Here is a 21,412-nt window from a genome sequence, read left to right as displayed (position 1 = left end):
GATAGTCTCGCACCATGCCTCGCACGTTGCTGGTGACGAACGACTTCCCGCCCCGGCCAGGGGGCATCCAGTCGTATCTGCACTCGCTGGCCACCCGGTTGCCCTCGGACGACCTGGTGGTCTACGCCCCCTCGTGGGAGCGCGAATCGGGGTCGCATCCCGAGTTCGACGCGGCACAGCCTTTCGAGGTGGTCCGCCATCCCACGTCTCTCATGCTTCCCACTCCCGACGTGCTGCGGCGCGCGGCGGAACTCGTGCGTTCCCGGAACTGCGAGACCGTCTGGTTCGGTGCCGCAGCTCCTCTCGCGCTGCTGTCCGAGCCGTTGCGCAGGGCCGGTGCCGATCGGGTGGTCGCTTCCACTCACGGGCACGAGGTCGGGTGGTCGATGTTGCCGCTGGCGCGCCAGGCACTGCGCCGGATCGGCTCCACCACCGACGTGCTCACATTCGTCAGCCACTACACCCGGCGCCGGTTCGCGTCGGCGTTCGGCCCGCTGGCCGGCCTTGAGCACCTGCCGTCCGGTGTGGACCCCCAGCTTTTCCGGCCCGACGACGCCGCGCGCTCTGAACTGCGGAAACGTTACGGGCTCTCCGACCGGCCGACGGTGGTGTGCGTGTCACGGCTGGTGCCCCGCAAGGGACAGGACATGCTCGTGCGGGCCCTTCCCGAGCTGCGGCGGCGCGTTCCGGGTGCGGTGCTGCTGCTCGTCGGAGGCGGCCCCTACCGGGGTGCGCTGACGGAACTCGCCGAGCAGTGCGGCGTCGCGGACCACGTCGTGTTCACGGGCTCGGTGCCGTGGGAGGAACTCCCCGCGCACTACACCGCGGGCGATGTGTTCGCCATGCCCGCTCGCACGCGCGGTAAGGGGCTCGACGTCGAGGGCCTCGGGATCGTCTACCTGGAGGCATCGGCGACGGGCCTGCCCGTGGTCGCGGGTGACTCAGGCGGCGCACCGGAGACGGTGCTGGACGAGGTCACCGGGCACGTGGTGAACGGGAGGGAACTCAGCCAGCTCGTGGACACGCTCGCCGCGCTGCTCGCGGACCCTGTGCGTGCCCGCCGTATGGGCGAGGCCGGAAGGCGGTGGGTCAGCGAGCACTGGCGGTGGGACGTCCTCGCGCGGCGGCTTTCGGACCTGCTCGCAGGGCAGCGCACGTTCGGCAGGGCCGCGGGCCTGCGGCTGCGGCACAGCGGGCGCTCGGCCGGCTGAGCGCCCGCGGGGTCTCAGCTTTCCCGCACCGCAGGACGCCGAGGGTCGTCCACCCGCACGACGACATCCGCTTGCTCCGAGGGCCGCACCTCGGTGTCGTAGCGCGTGTAGGCGGGTAGTGCCCACCGCGCGTCCTCGGGCAGCCGCCGTCGCAGCGCGCCGGGGGACAGCCACAGGTGCACGGTGAGCTCGGCGGGAAGTCCCTGCCCGAGCAGGAGTTCCCCGTCGAGCACCGCGACACCGCCGTCGGGAACGGAGGTCCTCGGCAGGCGGAAAGCACGGTCGCGTGCCGCGTCCCACAGCGCGGGCAGGACGTGTCCCGTGCCCGACACCTCAAGCGGGTCGAGGACCTCACGCCGCAGTCCCGCGACGTCGAGCCAGTCCTCGTAGCGCACGTCGGGGTCACGCCGTCCTCGTTCGAACCGCAGCGAAGCGGGCCGCAGGAAGTCGTGCGCCGATACCCGCAGCACGTCGTGACCGCGCACCCGTAGTGGATCGACCAGTGCGTCGGCCAGAGCCGCGGCGTCGGTCGCCAGGTCCGCGCCGTCGATGAGCACACGGGTCCGGATGCGGTGTTCCGCGATGCCCGCGATGCGGTCGGCGAGTTCGGTCACCAGACGCTCGACCGTGATGGGCCGGAAGCGGGCGCTGGTCGGCATGTCACCACGGTATCGGGCGAGTCGTAAGGTGCCTGGCATGACGTCCGATCCCGCGATCCGCGAGTTGCTGCGCCTCGACGCCCACCACGTGTGGCACCCGTACGGTCCCATGCCGGCCACCGTTGCGCCGCTGCTGGTGGAGGAGGCGTCGGGCGTGCGGTTGCGGCTGGCCGACGGCAGGCAGCTCATCGACGGGATGTCGTCGTGGTGGGCCGCCATCCACGGTTACCGGCACCCGGTTCTCGACGCGGCGCTGGCCGAGCAGGCTGGCAGGATGAGCCACGTCATGTTCGGCGGGCTGACACACGAACCCGCGATCAGGCTGGCGAAGGCGCTCGTCGAGCTGACCCCCGACGGGCTCGAGCACGTGTTCCTGTGCGATTCCGGCTCGGTGTCCGTCGAGGTCGCGCTCAAGATGTGCCTTCAGTACTGGCGTTCGACAGGGCGCCCTGGTAAGACGCGGATGCTCACCTGGCGCGGCGGCTATCACGGTGACACGTTCCACCCCATGAGCGTGTGCGACCCGGAGGGCGGCATGCACTCCCTCTGGCGGGGTGTGCTGCCCGAGCAGGTGTTCGTGCAGGCACCTCCGCCTGGCTTCGACGCTCCTCTCGACGAGTCGTACGCCGATGTCCTGGCGAGAACGGTGGAGGAGCACGCCGACGAACTCGCGGCCGTCGTCGTGGAACCGGTGGTGCAGGGCGCCGGTGGCATGCGGTTCCACAACCCCGGCTACCTGCGGTTGCTCCGCGAGATCACACGGGCCAACGACGTGCTGCTGGTGTTCGACGAGATCGCGACGGGATTCGGGAGGACGGGCGCGTTCTTCGCGGCGGAACACGCGGGTGTGACCCCGGACGTGCTCTGCGTCGGCAAGGCGCTGACCGGCGGGTATCTCACGATGGCGGCGACGCTCTGCACCACGGAGGTCGCCGAAGGCATCTCGCGCGGTGAGGTCCCGGTGCTGGCGCACGGGCCCACGTTCATGGGCAACCCGCTCGCCTCGGCCGTCGCGAACGCGTCGATCGGCCTGCTGGCCGACGGAACCTGGCGCGACGACGTGCGGCGCATCGAGCGCACGCTGCGCGAAGGGCTCGCGCCTGCGGCGGATGTGGAGGGCGTCGTCGATGTCAGGGTGCTCGGTGGCATCGGGGTCGTGCAGCTCGACCACGCCGTTGACATGGCCGCGGCGACCGAGGCGCTGACCTCGCGGGGCGTGTGGCTGCGGCCGTTCCGCGACCTGATCTACACCATGCCGCCGTACATCATGTCCGACGCCGACCTCGCTGTGGTGGCCGAGGCGATGGTGGCCGCCGCCGAGGTGTCGTGACAGCCGCTTGCGCTGATCCGGGGTGTGAACGGCACCATTCACGCCTGGATTGGGAGAGCCTCACAGGAAAACACTCGATCGGTCCGATCCCGCTGCGTGGGCGGGTGGAGATCGCCACTCTGAGGCACGAGGGTGGCGTGGGGCGTCGCGAATCGGGTGAGAGCTGGACCACGTCACTGCGACGACGGCCACAGGGACAATCCCGCTTCGTCACGGCGGAACTCGTGGGAGAACCTGAAAACCCTTTCCGATAGCGGACATTCCGGCGGATCTGCTGTTACCTGATGCCTGAGCCCGGCCCACGACAGCCCAGGAGGTTGACCATGGCAGGCGCCCCGGAGGCAGCCGACCGCGCCGACGGCGAGGGACCACGCAGTGTCCACAGTGGTCAGCTTGGCGGAGATCGTCACCGTCGAGCCAGGTGGAAAACCGTGCTGCGCCACGATGTTCCCGCCTCACTGGTCGTCTTCCTCGTCGCGGTTCCGCTGTCACTCGGCATCGCGCTGGCGTCAGGCGCACCGATCGTCGCCGGTGTCGTGGCCGCCGTCGTCGGCGGGATCGTGGCCGGTGCCCTCGGCGGGTCCCGGCTCCAGGTGAGCGGCCCCGCCGCGGGGCTCACGGTGGTGATGGCCGAGACCATCGCCGAGTTCGGCTGGGCGGTCACGTGCGCCATCACGGTGTGCGCGGGACTGCTTCAGATTATGTTCGGCTTGAGCCGGGTGGCCCGAGCCGCCCTTGCCATCGCGCCGGCCATCGTGCACGGCATGCTCGCCGGTATCGGTGTCACACTGGTGCTCGGCCAGCTCCACGTGATTCTGGGGGGAGCCCCGCAGAGTTCGGCGATCGACAACCTCGCCGAACTGCCGGGCCAGATCGCCGGGCACCACGACACGGCGGCCGTGATCGGGATCGCCACGATCGCGGTGCTGCTGCTGTGGCCGCGCCTTCCCCGGCCCGTCACGCGGATTCCCGCTCCGCTGGCCGCCATCACGATGGTCACCGTCGTCGCGGTGCTCGCCGACGTGTCCGTGGCCCGTGTCGAACTTCCCGGTGATCTCCTCGCGATCGGTTTCCTTCCCGAACTGCCGTCCTCGGGCTGGTTCGACTTCGGTCTCGCCGTCGTCACGATCGCGCTGATCGCCAGCGTCGAGACGTTGCTGTCGGCCGTCGCGGTGGATCGCATGCACACAGGACCGAGGGCCAACCTCAACCGGGAACTCGTCGGGCAGGGCGCGGCCAACATGACCTCGGGTGCGCTGGGCGGCCTGCCGGTCACCGGGGTGATCGTGCGCAGCTCCACCAACGTCGCGGCAGGAGCCCGGACCCGCGCATCGGCTGTGCTCCACGGGATGTGGGTCCTGCTGTTCACGGTGGCACTCGTGGAGCTGATCCAGAGCATTCCGCTCGCCGCGCTCGCCGGTCTGCTGACCTATGTCGGCGCGAAGCTGGTGAACCTCCGCACGGTCCGCACGGTGCGGGGCCACGGCGACCTGCCGTTGTACTTCGTCACCCTGCTCGGGGTGGTGACGATCGACCTGCTCACCGGTGTGCTCATCGGTGTGGCCCTGTCGTTGGTGCTGATGCTGCGGCGCACGATGTGGTCGGGCATCCAGGTGATCGACCAGGGTGAGCACCACCGCATCGTCGTGGAGGGCGTGCTGACGTTCCTCTCCGTGCCCCGGTTGTCGGCGGTGCTGGGAGCGATCCCACCGGATCGGACGGTGAGGCTGGAGCTGGTGGTCGATTACCTCGATCACGCCGCGTTCGACTGCCTTTCCGGCTGGCAGCACGGGTACGAGCGGGCGGGAGGCACCGTTGTGATCGACGAGATCGGCCACCCTTGGTACGGCAACGGCAGGTCCCGCTCACCCACGGTGCGCAGGCAGGAGGCGAAGCGCGTGCAGCCTCGCTGGCTGGCGCCGTGGTCGGAGTGGATGGCACAAGAGCACGGCATGGACATCCCGGAGCAGCGGCACCGCCCATTGCACCGGGGAACCTCGGAATTCCAGTGGCGTACGGCTCCGCTGGTGAGGGACACGCTCATGCGTCTTGCGTCCGAGCAGACGCCGCACACGCTCTTCATCACATGCAGCGACGCCCGGCTCGTGCCCAACGTGATCACTACGAGCGGTCCGGGTGACCTCTTCACCGTCCGCAACATCGGCAATTTCGTGCCGGTGAGTTCGGGCTGTCACGACGGCGTGGACAGGTCCGTCGGCGCGGCCGTCGAGTACGCCGTCGCGGTGCTGAAGGTCCGCGAGATCGTGGTCTGCGGCCATTCGTCATGCGGGGCGATGACGGCGATCCTCTCGAGGGACGGGGACCGCCTTCCCGCTGTGCGGCAATGGTTGTCGCACGGCGAGCCCTCTGTGCGTCGCTGGAGAGAAGGGCCTCCCGTGCTGCTGGAAGGCGAGGCCCCGGAGGCGCAGGCCGACGCACTCGCGCTGCACAACGTTCTGCAACAGCTGGATCACCTACGGGCCGATCCGGCGGTGGCCGAGGCGGAACGAGCGGGCCGCCTTGTGCTGACCGGCATGTACTTCGACGTCGGGGCGGCCCAGGTGTATCTGCTCGACTCCGGCACTGGCGTGTTCCAGCCTGCCGGTGTGAGGGCGGGGTGACACCGGGTGAGAGCACCTCTGTCTTCGGTATTAGTGTCGCTGCCGTGACCGTGCTGGTGGTATCCGGAACCGGAACCGGCGTCGGCAAGACCGTGGTGACTGCGGCCGTGGCCGCGCTGGCGGCCGACGCCGGTCAGCGCGTCGCCGTGCTCAAGCCGGCGCAGACGGGTGTCGCGCCGGGTGAGCCGGGCGACCTCGCCGAGGTGCGTCGCCTTTCCGGCGACGTGACGACATGCGAGCTGCGTCGCTATCCCGACCCGTTGTCGCCGGAGGCCGCCGCGCGGCGCAGCGGCCTTCCGGAGGTGACACCGGCCGACGCGGCGGCCGCGGCGGCCCGGCTCCACGAGAATCACGATCTGGTGCTCGTGGAGGGCGCTGGCGGTCTGCTCGTGCGCTTCGACGCAACGGGAGGGACTCTCGCCGACGTCGCGTGGGCACTCGGTGCTCCCGTGGTCGTCGTGGCGGAGGCCGGGCTCGGTACGCTCAACGCCACAGCTTTGACCGCGGAGGTCGCCACCAGCCGGGGGCTCGACGTGCTCGGTGTCGTGATCGGCGCCTGGCCGTCGGAACCAGACCTCGCCGCCAGGTGCAACACCGCCGATCTCCCCGTGGCCGCCGCTGCGCCGCTGCTCGGAGCGCTGCCGGAGGGGCTGACCTCGGCGAGCAGACCCGAGTTCCTCGACGAGGCGCGCAGGGGACTGGCACCGTGGCTTGGCGGCACGTTCGACCCCGACCGGTTCGCCCGTGCCGCGGCGGCCACGGGGACGTGACGTACATCGCTGTGCCGTACGGACCTCGTCCGTCAGACTCGTCCAGAACACCCAGCAAGCCGAAGGAGATGTCGTGACGGCCGCAGCCACGGAGTCGGAGATCCTCACCGTCGCCCGTCAACAGGTGCTCGAGGAAGGCACCGGGTTGTCGCAGGAGCAGGTGCTCGACGTGCTCCGCCTCGGTGACGAGCACATCCCCGCCCTGCTGTCGCTCGCGCACGACGTGCGGATGCGCTGGTGCGGTCCCGAGGTCGAGGTCGAGGGCATCGTCAGCGTCAAGACCGGTGGCTGCCCCGAGGACTGTCACTTCTGCTCGCAGTCCGGCCGGTTCCCGACGCCGGTCCGTGCGGCGTGGCTCGACATCCCCGGCCTGGTGAAGGCCGCGGCGGAAACCGCGGCCACCGGCGCGACCGAGTTCTGCATCGTGGCCGCCGTCCGAGGCCCGGACGCTCGCCTGATGTCGCAGGTCCGTGACGGGATCAAGGCGATCCGTGACTCCGGCAACGACATCCAGATCGCGTGTTCGCTCGGCATGCTGACGCAGGAACAGGTTGACGAACTCGTTGACATGGGCGTGCACCGCTACAACCACAACCTCGAAACCGCCAGGTCCCACTTCCCCAACGTCGTCACCACGCACACGTGGGAGGAACGCTGGGAAACCCTGCGGATGGTGCGGGACGCGGGCATGGAGGTGTGCAGCGGCGGCATCATCGGGATGGGGGAGTCACTCGAACAACGCGCCGAGTTCGCGGTGCAGTTGGCCGAGCTGGACCCGCACGAGGTTCCGATGAACTTCCTGATCCCGCAGCCGGGAACTCCGTACGAGTCGTTCGACATCGTGGAGGGCAAGGACGCGCTGCGCGTCGTGGCGGCGTTCCGGCTCGCGATGCCGAGGACGATGCTGCGGTTCGCGGGCGGACGTGAACTCACACTCGGAGATCTCGGCGCAGAGCAAGGGATTCTCGGTGGTGTCAACGCGATCATCGTCGGCAACTACCTGACGAACCTCGGCCGACCTGCCCAGCAGGACCTCGACATGCTCAGCGACTTGAAGATGCCGATCAAGGCACTCAGCGACAGCCTGTGAGAGAGACAGCATGACGACGGTGTACTGCGTTCACTGCGGCGGACTGCTGTCCGCGTCGGGCCACGAGGTGTGCCGGACTCCGCGCACCGCCCTCGAACCACCGCGCTACTGCTCCGAGTGCGCGAGGCGCATGGTGGTGCAGGTGATGCCGAGCGGATGGACCGCCCGGTGCAGCAGGCACGGCGACATCTCCTCCACGACGCCCAGGGCGACCACCGGTTAGCGGCGACGGCCACGATTCGCTCCGCGCGGCCGGACGGGACCGTTGTCAGCCGGACACGGGAAGAGGCGGCCACACTGTCGCGGTGACGGCGCTCGCGCGGGCGGTGGCTGTGACAGGCTCGGTGTCGCTGCCGCAGGCCGGACTGTGTGGCTGTGTGGCTGTGTGGCTGTGTGGTGAGGCGTACCCGCCGCGCACACCGGTCGGCGAGGCATGTTCTAGGCTCGCCACGAGGAAGCGGGCGCTCGCGCGGGAGGGTGTGGACTTGGCGGAGCAGGCAGACGCCGAGCGGCACCACGCGACGCTCACCCAGCCGCCCGGCCGTGCCCAGCGCGTGGTGTTCAGGGCCGATCTGCTGCCCGCGTTCAGTGTCGCATCCCTGATCAGCCTCGCCGGGCTTCCACTCGGCTGGCTCTGGGCGCGGCTCGCGCCACCGCAGCGCATGCGGGTCGTGACGCGTGATCACCAGCTCGTGCCCCTCACCTTGGAGAGCTGGCACCGGTTCGACGGTTTGGCGATCTTCCTTCTGCTCGGCCTCGTCGCCGGTCTGCTGGTCGGCGTGATCGTGTGGTTGCTTCGAGCGCGTCGTGGACCTGTGATGCTCGTCGGTGCCGTTCTCGGTTCGCTGCTCGGATCGTGGCTGGCGATGCGCATGGGATCGGTGTTCGCCGAGGCGGCGTTCCCCCTGCCGCACTCGCCGCGCCTTGGCTACGTCGTGGAACGGGCACCCGTGCTGGAAACGGGCTGGGCCTTACTCGCCCAGCCTTTCACCACCGCGCTCGCGTACGGCACGCTCGCGGCCTGGAACGCGCGGGACGACCTCGGCAGACGACTGGGTTAGAGCTGTCAGTTCAGGTTCGGGCGCAGCAGGTTCTCGTTCACCTCGTGCGCAGGCGGTGGCACAGCGCCCAGTTCGGACACGAACGCGGCTTCCCTGGCGAGCAGCCTGCACGTCAACCGCAGCCTGCGCAGCGGATGCCGCTCTTCGAGGAGCTCCTGCCGGTCGGCGAGGGGGAGGATGCAGTCGGAGGCGAGGCGGTAGGCCAGCAACGTGGGGTCGAGGTCGCGCGGCGGTGACTCCCAGCCCTCGGACTCCCACGCCACGGAGCAGTACCGGCGATGTGCGGCTCTTCCCGCGTCGGCGAGCCGGGAGACGGCCTCCTCTGCTTCGTCCGAGCCTTCCGGCAGCGGTTCGTCATCGACCCATTCGACGTCGCCGCGCAGGTACGGCGCGGAGCCGCCGTCGATGGCGAGTAGCCGGAAACGGCGGTGTCCCGTGCCGACGATGTCGAAACGGCCGTCAGGGAGGCGGCGTGCTTCGCGCAACCGCACCGCGCAGCCCGTGGCGTGGACGTGTTCGAGCTGATCGACCTCGCCGATGGCGGGGTTGCGGATCGCGACGACACCGAAGAGACGGTCGGGCACGACCTCGGTGACGAGATCGATGGTGAGCTGACGGTAACGGGGTTCGAAGATGTGCAACGGAAGGTGCACGCCGGGTAGTGCCACGGTGTGCAAGGGGAAGAGAGGCAGGGTCGTGTCGGCAGTCGGCCGGCTGTCGCGTCCTTCCGAGTGAGTCACGTCCTCACGTTACGGGTTTGGCGGTCCTGCCGCGCGTTCGCGAGCGGCCCCTCGGAGAGGCGGGAGGGCGGAACACCGCGAACGGGTCCGTCACGCGCAGGTCGTGGTGTGCGAACCGGTACAGCGCCGCGGGACGCCCGCCTGTCCGCCCCGGCGACGCGGTGTGGCCCGTCGGCACCAGCACTCCCCGGCGGGCGAGGACACGTTGCAGGTTCGTGGCCGAGATGGAGTGACCGAGCGCGGCGGAGTAGAGGTCCCGCAACGTCGAGATCGTGAACTCTCGTGGCGCGAGCGCGAAACCCAGGTTGGTGTAGCTGAGTTTGGCGCGCAGCCGTTCGCGGGCGTCTAGCACGATGTCGGCGTGGTCGAAGGCGGTGCGGGGCAGCGCATCGACGTCGTGCCACGCGGTGTCCTCCGGAACCACAGGGTCGAGATCCGACGGCATGAGCCCGAGGAACGCCGTCGCCACGACCCTCGGCCCCGGCACCCGTGCCGGGGCGCTGAACACGCCGAGTTGCTCGACGTGGGACAGCGTTTTGACATCCACCTTCTCGGCCAATTGCCTGCGGATCGACGTCTCGACGTCCTCGTCGGGGCGGAGCCTGCCACCCGGCAGTGACCATCGGCCGATGTGCGGGTCCAGCGCGCGCCGCCACAGCAGTACCCGGAGAGCGACGGTGTCGTCGCCGCCTGTGGGAACGCCGGGGCGTGTGGCGCATCGCACCTGGAGAACCGCGGCGAGAACCTCGTGTGCGAGGGGGTTGCTGCTGTTAATATGAGAGAGCACGGTTTTCGATTCTAAGACGAAAACTAACGGAGGACCACCATGACGGCACACGTGGACGGGCTCACCCCTTACGGCGGGGTCGTGGCTGACGCGGCCTGGGCCGAGGAGGTGCGCGAACTCGCTCGTCGCCGTGACGCCGTCCTGCTCGCGCACAACTACCAGTTGCCCGAGATCCAGGAGATCGCCGACCACACCGGTGACTCGCTGGCGTTGAGCCGCATCGCCGCGTCGAGCGAGGCGTCCACAATCGTCTTCTGCGGAGTCCACTTCATGGCGGAGACCGCGAAGATCCTCTCTCCTGAGAAGACCGTGCTCATCCCCGACGCACGCGCGGGTTGCTCGCTCGCCGATTCCATCACGGGCGAGCAGTTGCGAGAGTGGAAGTCGCGGCATCCCGGTGCGGTCGTGGTGTCCTATGTGAACACCACGGCCGAGGTGAAGGCCGAGACGGACATCTGCTGCACCTCCTCGAACGCCGTTGACGTCGTGTCGTCGATCCCCGAGGACAGGGAGATCCTGTTCTGCCCTGACCAGTTCCTCGGCGCCCACGTCAAGCGGGTCACCGGCAGGGAGAACCTGCACATCTGGGCAGGTGAGTGTCATGTGCACGCCGGTATCAACGGTCCTGAACTCGCGGAGCGGGCTGCGGAGGACCCCGATGCCGACCTGTTCATCCACCCCGAGTGCGGGTGTGCGACGTCGGCTCTGTACCTGGCGGGGGAGGGTGCTGTCCCGTCGGAGAAGGTGAAGATCCTGTCCACGGGCGGCATGCTCACCGCGGCGAGGGACACGAAGGCGACCTCCGTTCTCGTCGCCACCGAGGTCGGGATGCTGCACCAGTTGCGCAAGGCGGCGCCCGAGATCGACTTCCGTGCGGTGAATGATCGCGCGTCCTGCCGCTACATGAAGATGATCACACCGGCCGCGCTGTTGAGGTCGCTGCGGGAAGGTGCCGACGAGGTCCACGTCGATCCCGGGATCGCGGAGCGGGCTCGCGCCTCGGTGCGGCGGATGGTGGAGATCGGCAACCCTGGTGGTGGGGAATGACACTCCCAGTTTTTGACTCTCAGTCGAAAACTGCGTGGGAGGCTGACGCCGACGTTGTGGTCGTCGGCAGTGGCGTCGCGGGGTTGACGGCGGCCCTGCGCGCCGCCGAACTCGGACTCTCCGTCCTTGTGGTGACGAAGGGCCGCCTCGGTGATGGCAACACCCGCTGGGCGCAGGGTGGCGTCGCCGTGGTGCTCGACGAGGCAGGCGAGACAGGTGGCAGCGGCGCCGACTCGCTCGACGCGCACATCGCCGACACACTCACCGCGGGAGCCGGCCTGTGCGATGCCGACGCGGTCCGCACGGTGGTCGAGGCAGGTCCGGAGGCCGTCGAGCGGTTGCGCGGCAGGGGAGCCCGGTTCGACGAGGAGTCGCCTGGCAGGCTCGCCCGCACCCGCGAGGGCGGTCACAGTGACTTCCGGGTGATCCACGCCGGTGGCGACGCGACGGGCGCCGAGGTGCAGCGCTGCCTCGTCAGCGCGGCGGAGGGACTGCCGGTACTAGAGAGGCACGTCGCCGTTGACGCGATCACGACCGCGTCCGGCGAGGTGTGTGGTTTGCGAGTCCTTGCGGCGGCGGCGGATCACGCACCCGGCGTCGTGCGGACGCGGGCGGTGCTGCTGGCCACGGGCGGTATCGGCCAGCTCTACCGGGCGACGTCGAACCCGGACCTCGCCACAGGCGACGGACTCGCGCTGGCACTGCGGGCCGGAGCGAGCGTGGCCGACCTCGAATTCGTGCAGTTCCACCCCACCGTCCTCTACACGCCCGGCGGCACGGGGCGACGTCCACTTGTGACGGAGGCGGTTCGCGGTGAAGGGGCTGTGCTCGTGGACGCGGAGGGTGAGCGAGTGATGCGAGGTGTGCACCCGCTGGCCGATCTCGCGCCGCGCGACGTGGTGTCGGCCGCCATCACGCGCAGGCTCGCGTCGGCTCCGGGCGGCGTCGATGACCACGTCTTCCTCGACGCGACAGGAGTCGAGGGGTTCGCGCAGCGGTTCCCCACCGTGCGCGCCGCCTGCGCCGAGGCCGGGATCGACCCCGAGCGCGAGCCGATTCCGGTAGCACCTGCCGCGCATTTCTCGTGCGGCGGTGTGGTCACCGACTCACACGGGAGGACGGAGGTCACCGGCCTCTACGCGGCGGGTGAGGTGGCGAGGACCGGCCTGCACGGCGCCAACAGGCTCGCCTCCAACAGCCTCCTCGAAGGGCTGGTGATGGGGAGAAGGGCCGCCGAGGCGGTGGCGCGGGACCTGGTGGAAGGCAGGCTCGCCGACGTTGACACCGGTACAGGGCCCGTACCCGGCCCTGTACCGGTGTCTCCCGTGGCCGAACGGTCGCTCCTGCAACGGCTGATGAGCCGGTACGCGGGTATCGGAAGGGATGCCGAGGGCCTGGCCGTGGCAGGGTCCGTGCTCGACGTCTCCACCTCCGATACTCCGTTGTGGACGGTGGAGGCGGTGGAGGACGCCGCCCTCACGCTCGTGGCTCGTGCGCTGCTCGCCTCGGCGAGCGCGCGCACAGAATCACGGGGCTGTCACGTCCGGTCGGATCACCCCGAACGCGACGACGCCGGGTGGCGGCGCAGCCTGACCGTCCGGTTGAACCCGTCGGGGCAACCGGTGCTGGCAGACCCGATTCTGGAGGGCGTGGCATGAGCGAATTGGATGTCGCCGAGGTAAGCAGGGTTGTCACCACGGCGCTGGAGGAGGACCTGCGGTACGGGCCGGACGTCACCACGCAGGCGACGGTGTCTGAGAAGGCGAAGGCCACCGCCGAGTTCACGCCTCGCGCGCAGGGAGTGCTGGCGGGGGCCGGGGTCGCGACAGCCGTGCTCGACGCGGTGCTCGGGCAGAATGGCTACGACGTGGTGTCCCACCGCGAGGACGGAAGCGGGCTACGGCCTGGCGAGCCCGCGCTCGTGGTACGCGGAGCGGTGCGGGGACTGCTGACGGCCGAGCGCACGGCGCTGAACCTGCTGTGCCATCTCTCCGGCGTGGCGACGGCGACGGCGACGTGGGTAGCGGCGGTGTCGGGAACCGGCTGCGCGATCAGGGACTCACGCAAGACCCTGCCGGGGTTGCGGGTGCTGGAGAAGTACGCCGTCCGTTGCGGCGGCGGGGTCAACCACCGCATGGGACTCGGCGACGCCGTGTTGATCAAGGACAACCACGTGGTCGCGGCCGGTTCGGTGACCGAGGCGTTGCGGCTGGCCCGCGAACGGGCCGGTGAGCTGCCGTGCGAAGTCGAAGTCGATGATCTGACACAGCTTCAGGAGGCGCTCGACGCGGGCGCCGACGAGGTGCTGCTCGACAACTTCAGCCCTCGCGACTGCGCGAGAGCCGTGGAACTGCGTGATCGGCTGTCGCCGAAGACCCGGCTCGAAGCATCGGGAGGGCTGACCCTCGCGGTGGCCCGCGACTACGCGGATACGGGCGTGGACTACCTCGCTGTGGGCGCGCTCACCCACTCCGCGCCGGTGCTCGACATCGGGATGGATCTGCGCGAGGCGTGAGGCGGCGCGGCCAGGTCTCAGCGGCTCGCGTTCGTGAACCGTCTGCCGTTGGCCAGCACGGCGGTGGCCGTGCGTGACTTCTCGGCGACGGCGGGGTCGATGTCGGTCACGAGCAGCTCCGGTGCGGGGCCGAGCTGCGCGCTCACCTGGCCGAAGGGGTCGGCGACGGTGGAGTGGCCGATCCCGGTCGGTGCTGTCGGATGCACCTCGGCGCCTGTGGCCGCGGGATCGGCCTGCCCGCAGGCGAGGACCCACGCGCCCGAGTCCAGAGCCCTGGCGCGCACCAGCAGTTCCCACTGCTCGCGCTTGCCGGGGCCGGAGCCCCAGGACGCGGACACCACGACGGCGCTGCTGCCGTCACGGGCCAGTGCCTGGAACAGCGCGGGAAACCGGACGTCGTAGCAGGTGGCGAAACCGAGGGTGACGCCGTCCACCGTGACGGTCACCGGCACGGTGCCCGCCGCCACGGTGTCGGACTCCTTGAACCCGAAGGCGTCGTAGAGGTGAATCTTGTCGTAGCCGAGGTGGTGGCCGAGGCCGGTGATGAGCAGGGTGTTGCGCACCCGATCGCCGTCCGGTGTGAACATGCCGGCCACGACGACAACGCCGAAGGTGTCGGCGATGCCTTTCACCCCGAGAGCCCACGGTCCGTCGAGGGGCTGGGCAAGCGGCTTCAACGGTGATCCGAACCGGGCCATCATGGCCTCGGGAAACACGACGACGCGGGCGCCTCTCGCGGAGGCGGAGGCCGTCCACTCACGCACAAGGCGGAGGTTCTCCTCCGGATCGGCGCTGGATGTGAGCTGGCACAAGCCGACTCGGAGCACGGCTCGGTCGTGTTTCATAGGTCCTCTCCGTACGAGCGGGGTGAGGCGTGGAGGAGGCGCAAGGCGGAGAAGCTGATAGCAGCGCTACCCGCGACGACGACGCGGCGGATCGCCGCGCCACGCCCCGCGCAGCCGGTACGGCGGACCTGTGAAACACGGCCCACCTCCCGGTCGCGAACGGGGTCCCGCCTCGTACCCTAGACGGTATGTTGAACCGCACCGACCTGCGAGGTCGTGTCCCGTCCCCGGCCCGGCTGCGCGCTCTGCTCCCGCGCGCCGAGATGGATGTGGACGCGGTGCTGCATCAGGTGCGCCCCGTCGTGGAGGCGGTGCGCGACCGGGGAGTCGAGGCCGTGCTCGACTTCGCCGAGCGGTTCGACAAGGTTCGTCCCGGCCGGATCAGGGTTCCCGCGTCCGAGCTGGAGAGCGCGCTCGCCGGGCTCGACCCCGTCGTGCGCGCGGCGCTGGAGGAGTCGATCGCCAGAGCGCGCGTCGTGCACGCCGACCAGCGCAGGCAGGACGTCACCACCGAGGTCGTGCCAGGCGGGACGGTCACTGAGCGATGGGTTCCGGTGCGCAGGGTCGGCCTCTACGCGCCGGGCGGGCTCGCCGTGTACCCGTCGAGCGTGGTGATGAACGTGGTGCCAGCGCAGACGGCGGGGGTGGAGTCGCTGGTGCTGTGCTCACCGCCGCAGGCCGAGTTCGGTGGCCTTCCACACCCGACGATCCTCGCGGCGGCTGAGCTGCTCGGAGTCGGCGAGGTGTGGGCCGTCGGCGGTGCGCAGGCGGTGGCACTGCTGGCGTACGGCGGCACCGACACCGACGGTGCGGAGCTGGAGCCGGTCGATCTGGTGACCGGGCCCGGCAACATCTACCTCACCGCGGCCAAGCGCATGCTGCGCGGCCTGATCGGGATCGACTCAGAGGCGGGGCCGACGGAGATCGCGATCCTCGCCGACGACACCGCGGATCCCTCGCACGTGGCCGCCGACCTGGTCAGCCAGGCCGAGCACGACACGCTGGCCGCGAGCATCCTCGTCACCACCTCGGAGCGGCTCGCCGACGAGGTGGACGAGCGACTGCGGCACAGGGTCGCGGCGACGAAACACAGCGAACGGGTGGAGCAGGCACTGCGGGGACCGCAGTCCGGCACCGTTCTGGTGTCCACACTGGATGATGGTGTCCGGGTCGTTGACGCCTACGCCGCCGAACACCTGGAGATCCAGACGGCCGACGCGTCCTCGGTGGCCGCGAGGGTCCGTAACGCGGGCGCGGTCTTCGTCGGTCCCTACGCCCCGGTGTCGTTGGGGGATTACTGCGCCGGGTCCAACCATGTTCTGCCGACGGGCGGTTTCGCGCGGCACTCCTCGGGGCTGTCTGTGCAGAGCTTCCTGCGTGGCATCCACGTGGTGGACTACAGCGCGGAGGCGCTGCGCGACGTCGCGGGCAAGGTCGTCGCCCTCGCGAACGCGGAGGACCTGCCAGCGCACGGTGAGGCCGTCCTCGCGCGGGATCTGGGAGACGGCGCATGAGCGGCGAGGTGGGCGCGGAGATCACCCTCGGCCAGCTTCCCCTTCGTGACGATCTTCGGGGCAAGAGCCCGTACGGGGCTCCCCAGCTCGACGTGCCGGTGCGGCTGAACACCAACGAGAACCCGTTTCCGCCGCCTGCCGCGCTGGTGGCGGACGTGGCCGGGGCGGTGAGGGAGGCCGCTCGCGAGCTGCACCGCTATCCCGACCGCGACGCCGTCGCGTTGCGGCGGGACCTCGCGGCCTACCTCTCCACGGCAACGGGCGTGTCGCTGACCGAACGCAATGTGTGGGCGGCCAACGGGTCCAACGAAATCCTGCAACAACTGCTCCAGGCGTTCGGCGGGCCAGGGCGCTCTGCGCTCGGTTTCGAACCGTCGTACTCGATGCATCCGATCATCGCGGGGGGTACCCGCACCGAGTGGGTACCCGCACCGCGCAGGGACGACTTCACCCTCGACGCCGAGCGGGCGGCGACGCTGGTGGCCGACCGCGCGCCGGACGTCGTGTTCCTCACCAGTCCGAACAACCCGACGGGCGGGTCGATCCCGCTCACCGATCTGGAGATGGTGCTGAGGGCGGCCCCCGGCATCGTCGTGATCGACGAGGCGTACGCGGAGTTCTCGTCGCAGCCCAGCGCCGTGCACCTGCTCGCCGAGTATCCGGGCAGGCTCGTGGTGTCGCGCACGATGAGCAAGGCCTTCGCCTTCGCCGGTGGCAGGCTCGGCTACCTCGCCGCGGCACCCGCCGTGGTGGACGCGCTGCAACTGGTGCGGCTGCCCTACCACCTCTCCGCGCTGACTCAAGCGGCCGCCCGCGCGGCACTGCGGCACGCCGACGCCACGCTGGGCTCGGTGGCGCTCCTGGCCGCCGAACGCGAGCGGGTCGCCGATGCGCTGCGCGGGATGGGGTACGAGCCGGTGCCCAGTGACGCGAACTTCATCCTCTTCGGCCCCTTCTCCGACGCCGCCGCGGCGTGGAAGTCCTATGTGGAGAAAGGCGTGCTGATCCGGGATGTCGGGATCAGTGGCAGACTGCGCGTCTCGATCGGCACTGCCGAGGAGAACGACACCTTCCTACAGGTGAGCAAGGAGGTCCGGGGATGAGCCGGGTCGGCAAGGTGGAGCGCACCACGAAAGAATCGTCGATCAGGGTCGAGCTCGACCTCGACGGCAGCGGGCATGTCGAGGTGTCCACCGGGGTTCCGTTCTACGACCACATGCTGCATGCCTTCGGCGTGCACGGCAGCCTCGACCTCAGGATCGAGGCGCAGGGCGACGTCCACATCGACGCGCACCACACGGTGGAGGACACCGCGATCGTGCTCGGGCAGGCGATTCGCGAGGCACTCGGCGACAAGAGCGGCATCAGGCGGTTCGGTGACGCCTGGGTGCCGATGGACGAGACGCTGGTCCACGCCGCCATCGACGTCTCGGGCCGCCCCTACTGCGTGCACGTCGGGGAGCCCGAGCAGTTCAACGCCTTCACCATTGGCGGCAACTATCCGTTCGTGCTGAACCGGCACGTGTTCGACTCGCTGTCGTTCCACGCGCAGATCGCGGTACACGTGCGTGTGATCCACGGGCGCGATCCGCACCACATCGCCGAGGCCGAGTACAAGGCCGTCGCGCGAGCGTTGCGGGCGGCGACGGAGCCGGACCCGAGGGCGGGCGGTATCCCGTCAACGAAGGGAGTGCTGTAGGTGTCGCGAGAGGTCGTCGGCCTGCTGCTGTTCGCGCTGGCCGGGTTTCTGGCGGGTGGCGCCTTCAGTTTGTGGAAGAAGTCGCGCGGTATGGCCGTGGCGATCGGCGCCGCTGCCGTGCTCGCGGCAGGCGGCGCCGTTCTCTGGCTCTCGTCCTAGCGCTGTCCGCTCCGGTCACCCACCGGAGCGGCGGGCGACCGGAGCGCCGGAGCAGCTAGCGCTTCAGCGGTTCCAGTTCGCGGTCGCCGTCCGCACCACCGTTGCCGCCGCTCGTGCGGTGGGCCAGCTTCTCCCCCTCGACATCCACGCTGGGCAGGATGCGGTCCAGCCAGCGGGGCAGCCACCACGCGCTGCGGCCGAGCAGCGACATCAGCGCGGGCACGATCGTCATCCGCACCACGAAGGCGTCAACGGCGACACCGAACGCCAGCGCGAACCCGATCGACTGGATCAGGATCGACTCGGCGAGGACGAACCCGGCGAACACACTGATCATGATGAGCGCGGCGGCCACGACGACACGGGAGCCGTGCTGGAAACCGACGATCATGGCCTGGTCGGGTTCGCTGCCGTGGACGTGTTCCTCTCGCATCCGCGTCACCAGGAACACCTGGTAGTCCATGGCGAGACCGAACAGCACACCGATCAGCAGCACGGGGAGCACACTCATGATCGGCCCCGTCGCATCGACGCCGAGTAGATCACTGAGCCAGCCCCACTGGAACACGGCCACCACCGCACCGAACGTGGCGGCCACGGAGCCGAGGAAGCCCAGCGTCGCCTTGAGCGGCACGAGAATCGACCGGAACACGAGCATCAGCAGGAGAAACGCGAGACCCACGATGAGCGCGAGATAGGGCAGCAGCGCGTCGGACATCGTGCGTGAGATGTCGATGTTCATGGCGGTGGCACCCGTCACCGACACCGTGGCGCCGGTCTCGGCTTTCAGCGCCCCACTCGCGTCCCGGATGTCGGTGACGAGGTCCTCGGTCTCCTGCGTTTGCGGCCCCGTCTTGGGGATGACCGTGAGCAGTGCCGTGTCCGCAGCCCGGTTGAACTGCGGCGGTGTGACCATGGCGACGTTGTCGAGAGCGCCGATGCGCCGCATGGCGGTCTGCGCCGTGCCCTGCGGGTCCTTCTCCACGTCGAGCACGACGACGAGGGGGCCGTTCAGACCGGGGCCGAAGCTCTCACTGATCAGGTTGTACGCCTTGTGCTGTGTCGAGTCAGGCGCGGCCGTGGCGTCCGTGGGCAGGCCGAGCCGCATGTCCGAGGCAGGCACCGCGAGGACACCGAGGGCGGCAACGGCCGCGAGCAGCATCACGATGCGGCGGCGGGCGAGGAGCCCTGCCCACCGCTCACCTGCGGTGGGGCCGGACTTCGCCGTGCGGCGCAGTCCCGGAATGCGTCCGCCCAGCACCTTGGTGCCCACGAAGCCGAGCATGGCGGGAAGCAGGGTGACGGCGATGAGCACGGCGACGGCCACCGTCGCGGAGGCGGCGAGACCCATCTGGCCGAGCAGCGGAATGCCGACCACGGTGAGCCCCGCGAGGGCAATGATCACGGTGAGACCGGCGAACACGACGGCCGAGCCCGCGGTGCCGACGGCGATGGCGACCGCGTCCTCGGGACTTGCCCCGTCCTCGAGTTCGCTGCGGTGGCGCGACACGATGAACAGCGCGTAGTCGATGCCGACGGCGAGGCCGATCATCAGCGCGAGCACCGGCGTGTTGGCGTTGAGATCGACGAAGCCGGACAGCGTGGTGATGCCAGCCATGCCGATGCCGACGCCGATCAACGCCGTGAGCAGGGGAAGTCCGGCCGCGAGCAGTGACCCGAAAGTCATGACGAGAACGAGTGCGGCGACGATCACGCCGATGCCCTCGGTGGGCTGGGTGACCGGGACGCCCTGCATGGCGTCCCCGCCGAACTCGACGGTCCAGCCCGCCTCGCGCGTCGGCTCGGCCGCGGCCTGCAACGCGTCGCGGTCGGCGTCGGTCACCTCGGGGGACGGCACCCGGTAGACGACCTTGACCAGGGCAAGGGAGCCGTCGGGGGCGATCGCCTTGACCTGGAAGGGATCGACGACGGTGGCGACGTTCGGGGCCTTGCCGAGTGCCTCGACGAGACCGGCCACGGCCTTCGGATCGAGCCCGCCCTCTTCCGGCGGCGCGACGGCGACGTTCACCGTGCCCTTGCCGACTCCGGCTTCGGGGAACTTGTTCTCAAGGCGGTCGATGGCCTGCTGCGCCTCCGTGCCGGGAATGGTCACGGAGTTGGTGGTCTGTCCGGACAGCGTCACGGCGCCGACGCCGAAGACCACGAGCAGCAGCACCCACAGGCTGGTGACAAGGCGGCGTCGCCGGAAGGACGCGCGGCCGAGCCGGGCGAGAAACGTTGCCAAGACGGATGCTCCCAACGCGAATCGAATTCACGCAAAGTATGCGCAGCAGGCTAGCCGATCGGCAAGTACCGTTTAAGCCGTTCGGCAAGTGTGTGACCCGGGAAACAGAAGCCGAAACCCGCGGCCTTCCCGCAGGCCGAGGTGTGGTCGCTCATCGAGGCGGGGCGTAGGGTCGGGATGCTCGCGAGGAGGAACCATGAGTGCCGGAACCGCTGCGGATGACACCCGGTCCCGCCTGCTTGCCACGGCGTTGCGGCTGTTCAGCAAGCACGGCGTCGGGGGGACGTCGCTTCAGATGATCGCCGACGAACTCGGCGTGACAAAGGCGGCCGTCTACTACCACTTCAAGACCAAGGACGAGATCACGGAGGCTGTCGCGGCCCCCGCGCTCCAGGAACTCCTCGCCCGCATGGACGAGGCCGAGCGGCAACGCACCCGGGGTGCGCAGATCGATCAGGCGCTCAGCGGTTTCGTGGACATCATCGTGCGGTACCGGTCGCTCATCGCGTTGTTCAACAGCGACCCCGGGATCATGCGTGCCATCGAGAGGTCGCTCGACGGTGTCGAGAACTTCGCCGCGCGGATGCGGACCCTGCTCGCGGGGCCCGACCCCGACCTGGCCACGGCCATCAACGTCAACGTGATGCTGGCCGGTCTCGCACTCGCCGGTGGCGCGCCGGAGCAAGCGGACCTCGACGACGAAACGCTGCGCACCCATCTCTTCGACATCGGACGGCGGATGCTCGGCAGACCGAAGCGGCGAGGCGCGAGAGCCGAAGACAAGTCCTGAACCGGCGGCGGACCGATCGGCCGCACGATGGCAGGCCGATCGGTCCGCCGCCCGGTGTGGCGGACGAGCCGTCGCGGTGGGTCCGCGTCACATCCGCCGGGGCGTGGGGTAGGGGAGCAGCGCCATCTCGCGGGCGTTCTTGATCGCGGTCGCGACCTGCTTCTGTTCCTGCGGACTCAGGCCCGTCACGCGCCGGGAGCGGATCTTGCCGCGGTCGGAGATGAACTGGCGAAGCAACGCCGTGTCCTTCCAGTCGGCCTCGACGACCCCGTTGACTCTCAGCAGATTCCGCTTGCGTCGCGGGACGCGCGGATCACGCTTGACCATGG

The 21,412-nt window shown here is 69.7% G+C and carries 21 protein-coding genes; 15 read left to right on the top strand and 6 right to left on the bottom strand.

What is annotated here, in order from left to right; translation table 11 throughout:
* The first annotated feature begins 14 nt into the window (after positions 1–14).
* Positions 15–1,211, top strand: a complete 1,197-nt coding sequence (locus tag SACXIDRAFT_RS04330) for a glycosyltransferase family 4 protein (RefSeq protein WP_006237267.1) — start codon at positions 15–17, stop codon at positions 1,209–1,211.
* Positions 1,212–1,225: 14 nt separating this feature from the next.
* Here the strand turns inward: SACXIDRAFT_RS04330 and SACXIDRAFT_RS04325 are convergent, their stop codons facing one another.
* Positions 1,226–1,870, bottom strand: a complete 645-nt coding sequence (locus SACXIDRAFT_RS04325; protein ID WP_006237266.1) for a nucleoside/nucleotide kinase family protein — start codon at positions 1,868–1,870, stop codon at positions 1,226–1,228.
* A gap of 37 nt (positions 1,871–1,907) precedes the next feature.
* Here SACXIDRAFT_RS04325 and SACXIDRAFT_RS04320 point away from each other — a divergent pair, with 37 nt between their 5' ends.
* The 6 genes from SACXIDRAFT_RS04320 (at position 1,908) to SACXIDRAFT_RS04300 (ending at position 8,742) form a co-directional block, all read left to right on the top strand.
* Entirely contained in the window at positions 1,908–3,200 is a 1,293-nt protein-coding gene (locus SACXIDRAFT_RS04320; RefSeq protein WP_006237265.1) for an adenosylmethionine--8-amino-7-oxononanoate transaminase, read from the top strand.
* A 323-nt stretch (positions 3,201–3,523) separates the two neighbouring features.
* Positions 3,524–5,821: a SulP family inorganic anion transporter gene (locus SACXIDRAFT_RS04315; protein ID WP_006237264.1), complete on the top strand. Its 2,298-nt coding sequence runs from the start codon at positions 3,524–3,526 to the stop codon at positions 5,819–5,821.
* A gap of 44 nt (positions 5,822–5,865) precedes the next feature.
* Positions 5,866–6,591, top strand: a complete 726-nt coding sequence (bioD, locus tag SACXIDRAFT_RS04310; RefSeq protein ID WP_040922041.1) for a dethiobiotin synthase — start codon at positions 5,866–5,868, stop codon at positions 6,589–6,591.
* A 73-nt stretch (positions 6,592–6,664) separates the two neighbouring features.
* Positions 6,665–7,681 carry a biotin synthase BioB gene (gene bioB / locus SACXIDRAFT_RS04305; RefSeq protein WP_006237262.1) on the top strand — a complete coding sequence of 339 codons (1,017 nt, stop codon included), beginning with the start codon at positions 6,665–6,667 and terminating at the stop codon, positions 7,679–7,681.
* A 10-nt stretch (positions 7,682–7,691) separates the two neighbouring features.
* Positions 7,692–7,904 (top strand): biotin synthase auxiliary protein BsaP, encoded by a 213-nt coding sequence (gene bsaP / locus SACXIDRAFT_RS22210; RefSeq protein ID WP_006237261.1) that lies wholly within the window; start codon positions 7,692–7,694, stop codon positions 7,902–7,904.
* Between the two features lie 262 nt (positions 7,905–8,166).
* Positions 8,167–8,742: a DUF2567 domain-containing protein gene (locus SACXIDRAFT_RS04300; protein ID WP_040922456.1), complete on the top strand. Its 576-nt coding sequence runs from the start codon at positions 8,167–8,169 to the stop codon at positions 8,740–8,742.
* A 5-nt stretch (positions 8,743–8,747) separates the two neighbouring features.
* Here the strand turns inward: SACXIDRAFT_RS04300 and SACXIDRAFT_RS04295 are convergent, their stop codons facing one another.
* Both SACXIDRAFT_RS04295 and SACXIDRAFT_RS04290 read right to left on the bottom strand, forming a co-directional pair.
* Complete coding sequence (locus SACXIDRAFT_RS04295) at positions 8,748–9,482, bottom strand: LON peptidase substrate-binding domain-containing protein (protein ID WP_006237259.1); 735 nt, start codon at positions 9,480–9,482, stop codon at positions 8,748–8,750.
* A 4-nt stretch (positions 9,483–9,486) separates the two neighbouring features.
* Complete coding sequence (locus tag SACXIDRAFT_RS04290; protein ID WP_006237258.1) at positions 9,487–10,269, bottom strand: NUDIX hydrolase; 783 nt, start codon at positions 10,267–10,269, stop codon at positions 9,487–9,489.
* 39 nt (positions 10,270–10,308) lie between these two features.
* Between SACXIDRAFT_RS04290 and nadA the strand changes: the two genes are divergently transcribed.
* The 3 genes from nadA to nadC are packed head-to-tail and all read left to right on the top strand — an operon-like array spanning position 10,309 to position 13,831.
* The gene (gene nadA / locus SACXIDRAFT_RS04285) at positions 10,309–11,316 is read left to right on the top strand and encodes a quinolinate synthase NadA (RefSeq protein ID WP_006237257.1); all 1,008 of its coding nucleotides are present in this window, start codon (positions 10,309–10,311) and stop codon (positions 11,314–11,316) included.
* On the top strand, positions 11,313–12,974 hold the full coding sequence (locus SACXIDRAFT_RS04280; RefSeq protein ID WP_006237256.1) for an L-aspartate oxidase: 1,662 nt from the start codon (positions 11,313–11,315) through the stop codon (positions 12,972–12,974). Before nadA ends, SACXIDRAFT_RS04280 begins: the two co-directional genes overlap by 4 nt.
* A complete protein-coding gene (nadC, locus tag SACXIDRAFT_RS04275; RefSeq protein WP_006237255.1) occupies positions 12,971–13,831 on the top strand; it encodes a carboxylating nicotinate-nucleotide diphosphorylase in 861 nt (286 codons plus the stop codon). Before SACXIDRAFT_RS04280 ends, nadC begins: the two co-directional genes overlap by 4 nt.
* A gap of 17 nt (positions 13,832–13,848) precedes the next feature.
* Here the strand turns inward: nadC and SACXIDRAFT_RS04270 are convergent, their stop codons facing one another.
* On the bottom strand, positions 13,849–14,658 hold the full coding sequence (locus tag SACXIDRAFT_RS04270; RefSeq protein WP_040922455.1) for a carbon-nitrogen hydrolase family protein: 810 nt from the start codon (positions 14,656–14,658) through the stop codon (positions 13,849–13,851).
* 206 nt (positions 14,659–14,864) lie between these two features.
* On the opposite strand from SACXIDRAFT_RS04270, the gene hisD reads away from it, so the two are divergent.
* The 4 genes from hisD to SACXIDRAFT_RS23260 are packed head-to-tail and all read left to right on the top strand — an operon-like array spanning position 14,865 to position 18,048.
* Positions 14,865–16,190, top strand: a complete 1,326-nt coding sequence (hisD, locus tag SACXIDRAFT_RS04265) for a histidinol dehydrogenase (protein WP_006237253.1) — start codon at positions 14,865–14,867, stop codon at positions 16,188–16,190.
* A complete protein-coding gene (locus SACXIDRAFT_RS04260; RefSeq protein WP_006237252.1) occupies positions 16,187–17,293 on the top strand; it encodes a histidinol-phosphate transaminase in 1,107 nt (368 codons plus the stop codon). The genes hisD and SACXIDRAFT_RS04260 overlap by 4 nt, the downstream gene beginning before the upstream one ends.
* A complete protein-coding gene (hisB, locus tag SACXIDRAFT_RS04255) occupies positions 17,290–17,889 on the top strand; it encodes an imidazoleglycerol-phosphate dehydratase HisB (RefSeq protein WP_006237251.1) in 600 nt (199 codons plus the stop codon). The genes SACXIDRAFT_RS04260 and hisB overlap by 4 nt, the downstream gene beginning before the upstream one ends.
* Positions 17,890–18,048: a CG2302 family histidine operon protein gene (locus tag SACXIDRAFT_RS23260; RefSeq protein WP_006237250.1), complete on the top strand. Its 159-nt coding sequence runs from the start codon at positions 17,890–17,892 to the stop codon at positions 18,046–18,048.
* A 55-nt stretch (positions 18,049–18,103) separates the two neighbouring features.
* On the opposite strand, the gene SACXIDRAFT_RS04250 is transcribed toward SACXIDRAFT_RS23260, so the two are convergent.
* Complete coding sequence (locus tag SACXIDRAFT_RS04250) at positions 18,104–20,293, bottom strand: MMPL family transporter (protein ID WP_006237249.1); 2,190 nt, start codon at positions 20,291–20,293, stop codon at positions 18,104–18,106.
* A 196-nt stretch (positions 20,294–20,489) separates the two neighbouring features.
* Here SACXIDRAFT_RS04250 and SACXIDRAFT_RS04245 point away from each other — a divergent pair, with 196 nt between their 5' ends.
* Positions 20,490–21,083 (top strand): TetR/AcrR family transcriptional regulator, encoded by a 594-nt coding sequence (locus SACXIDRAFT_RS04245; protein WP_006237248.1) that lies wholly within the window; start codon positions 20,490–20,492, stop codon positions 21,081–21,083.
* Between the two features lie 87 nt (positions 21,084–21,170).
* On the opposite strand, the gene rpsR is transcribed toward SACXIDRAFT_RS04245, so the two are convergent.
* Complete coding sequence (rpsR, locus tag SACXIDRAFT_RS04240; RefSeq protein ID WP_006237247.1) at positions 21,171–21,410, bottom strand: 30S ribosomal protein S18; 240 nt, start codon at positions 21,408–21,410, stop codon at positions 21,171–21,173.
* Positions 21,411–21,412: the final 2 nt, after the last annotated feature.

Origin of the sequence: Saccharomonospora xinjiangensis XJ-54 (assembly GCF_000258175.1) — a bacterium.
Lineage (GTDB): Bacteria > Actinomycetota > Actinomycetes > Mycobacteriales > Pseudonocardiaceae > Saccharomonospora > Saccharomonospora xinjiangensis.
This window is presented reverse-complemented; position numbering and strand designations above follow the sequence as displayed.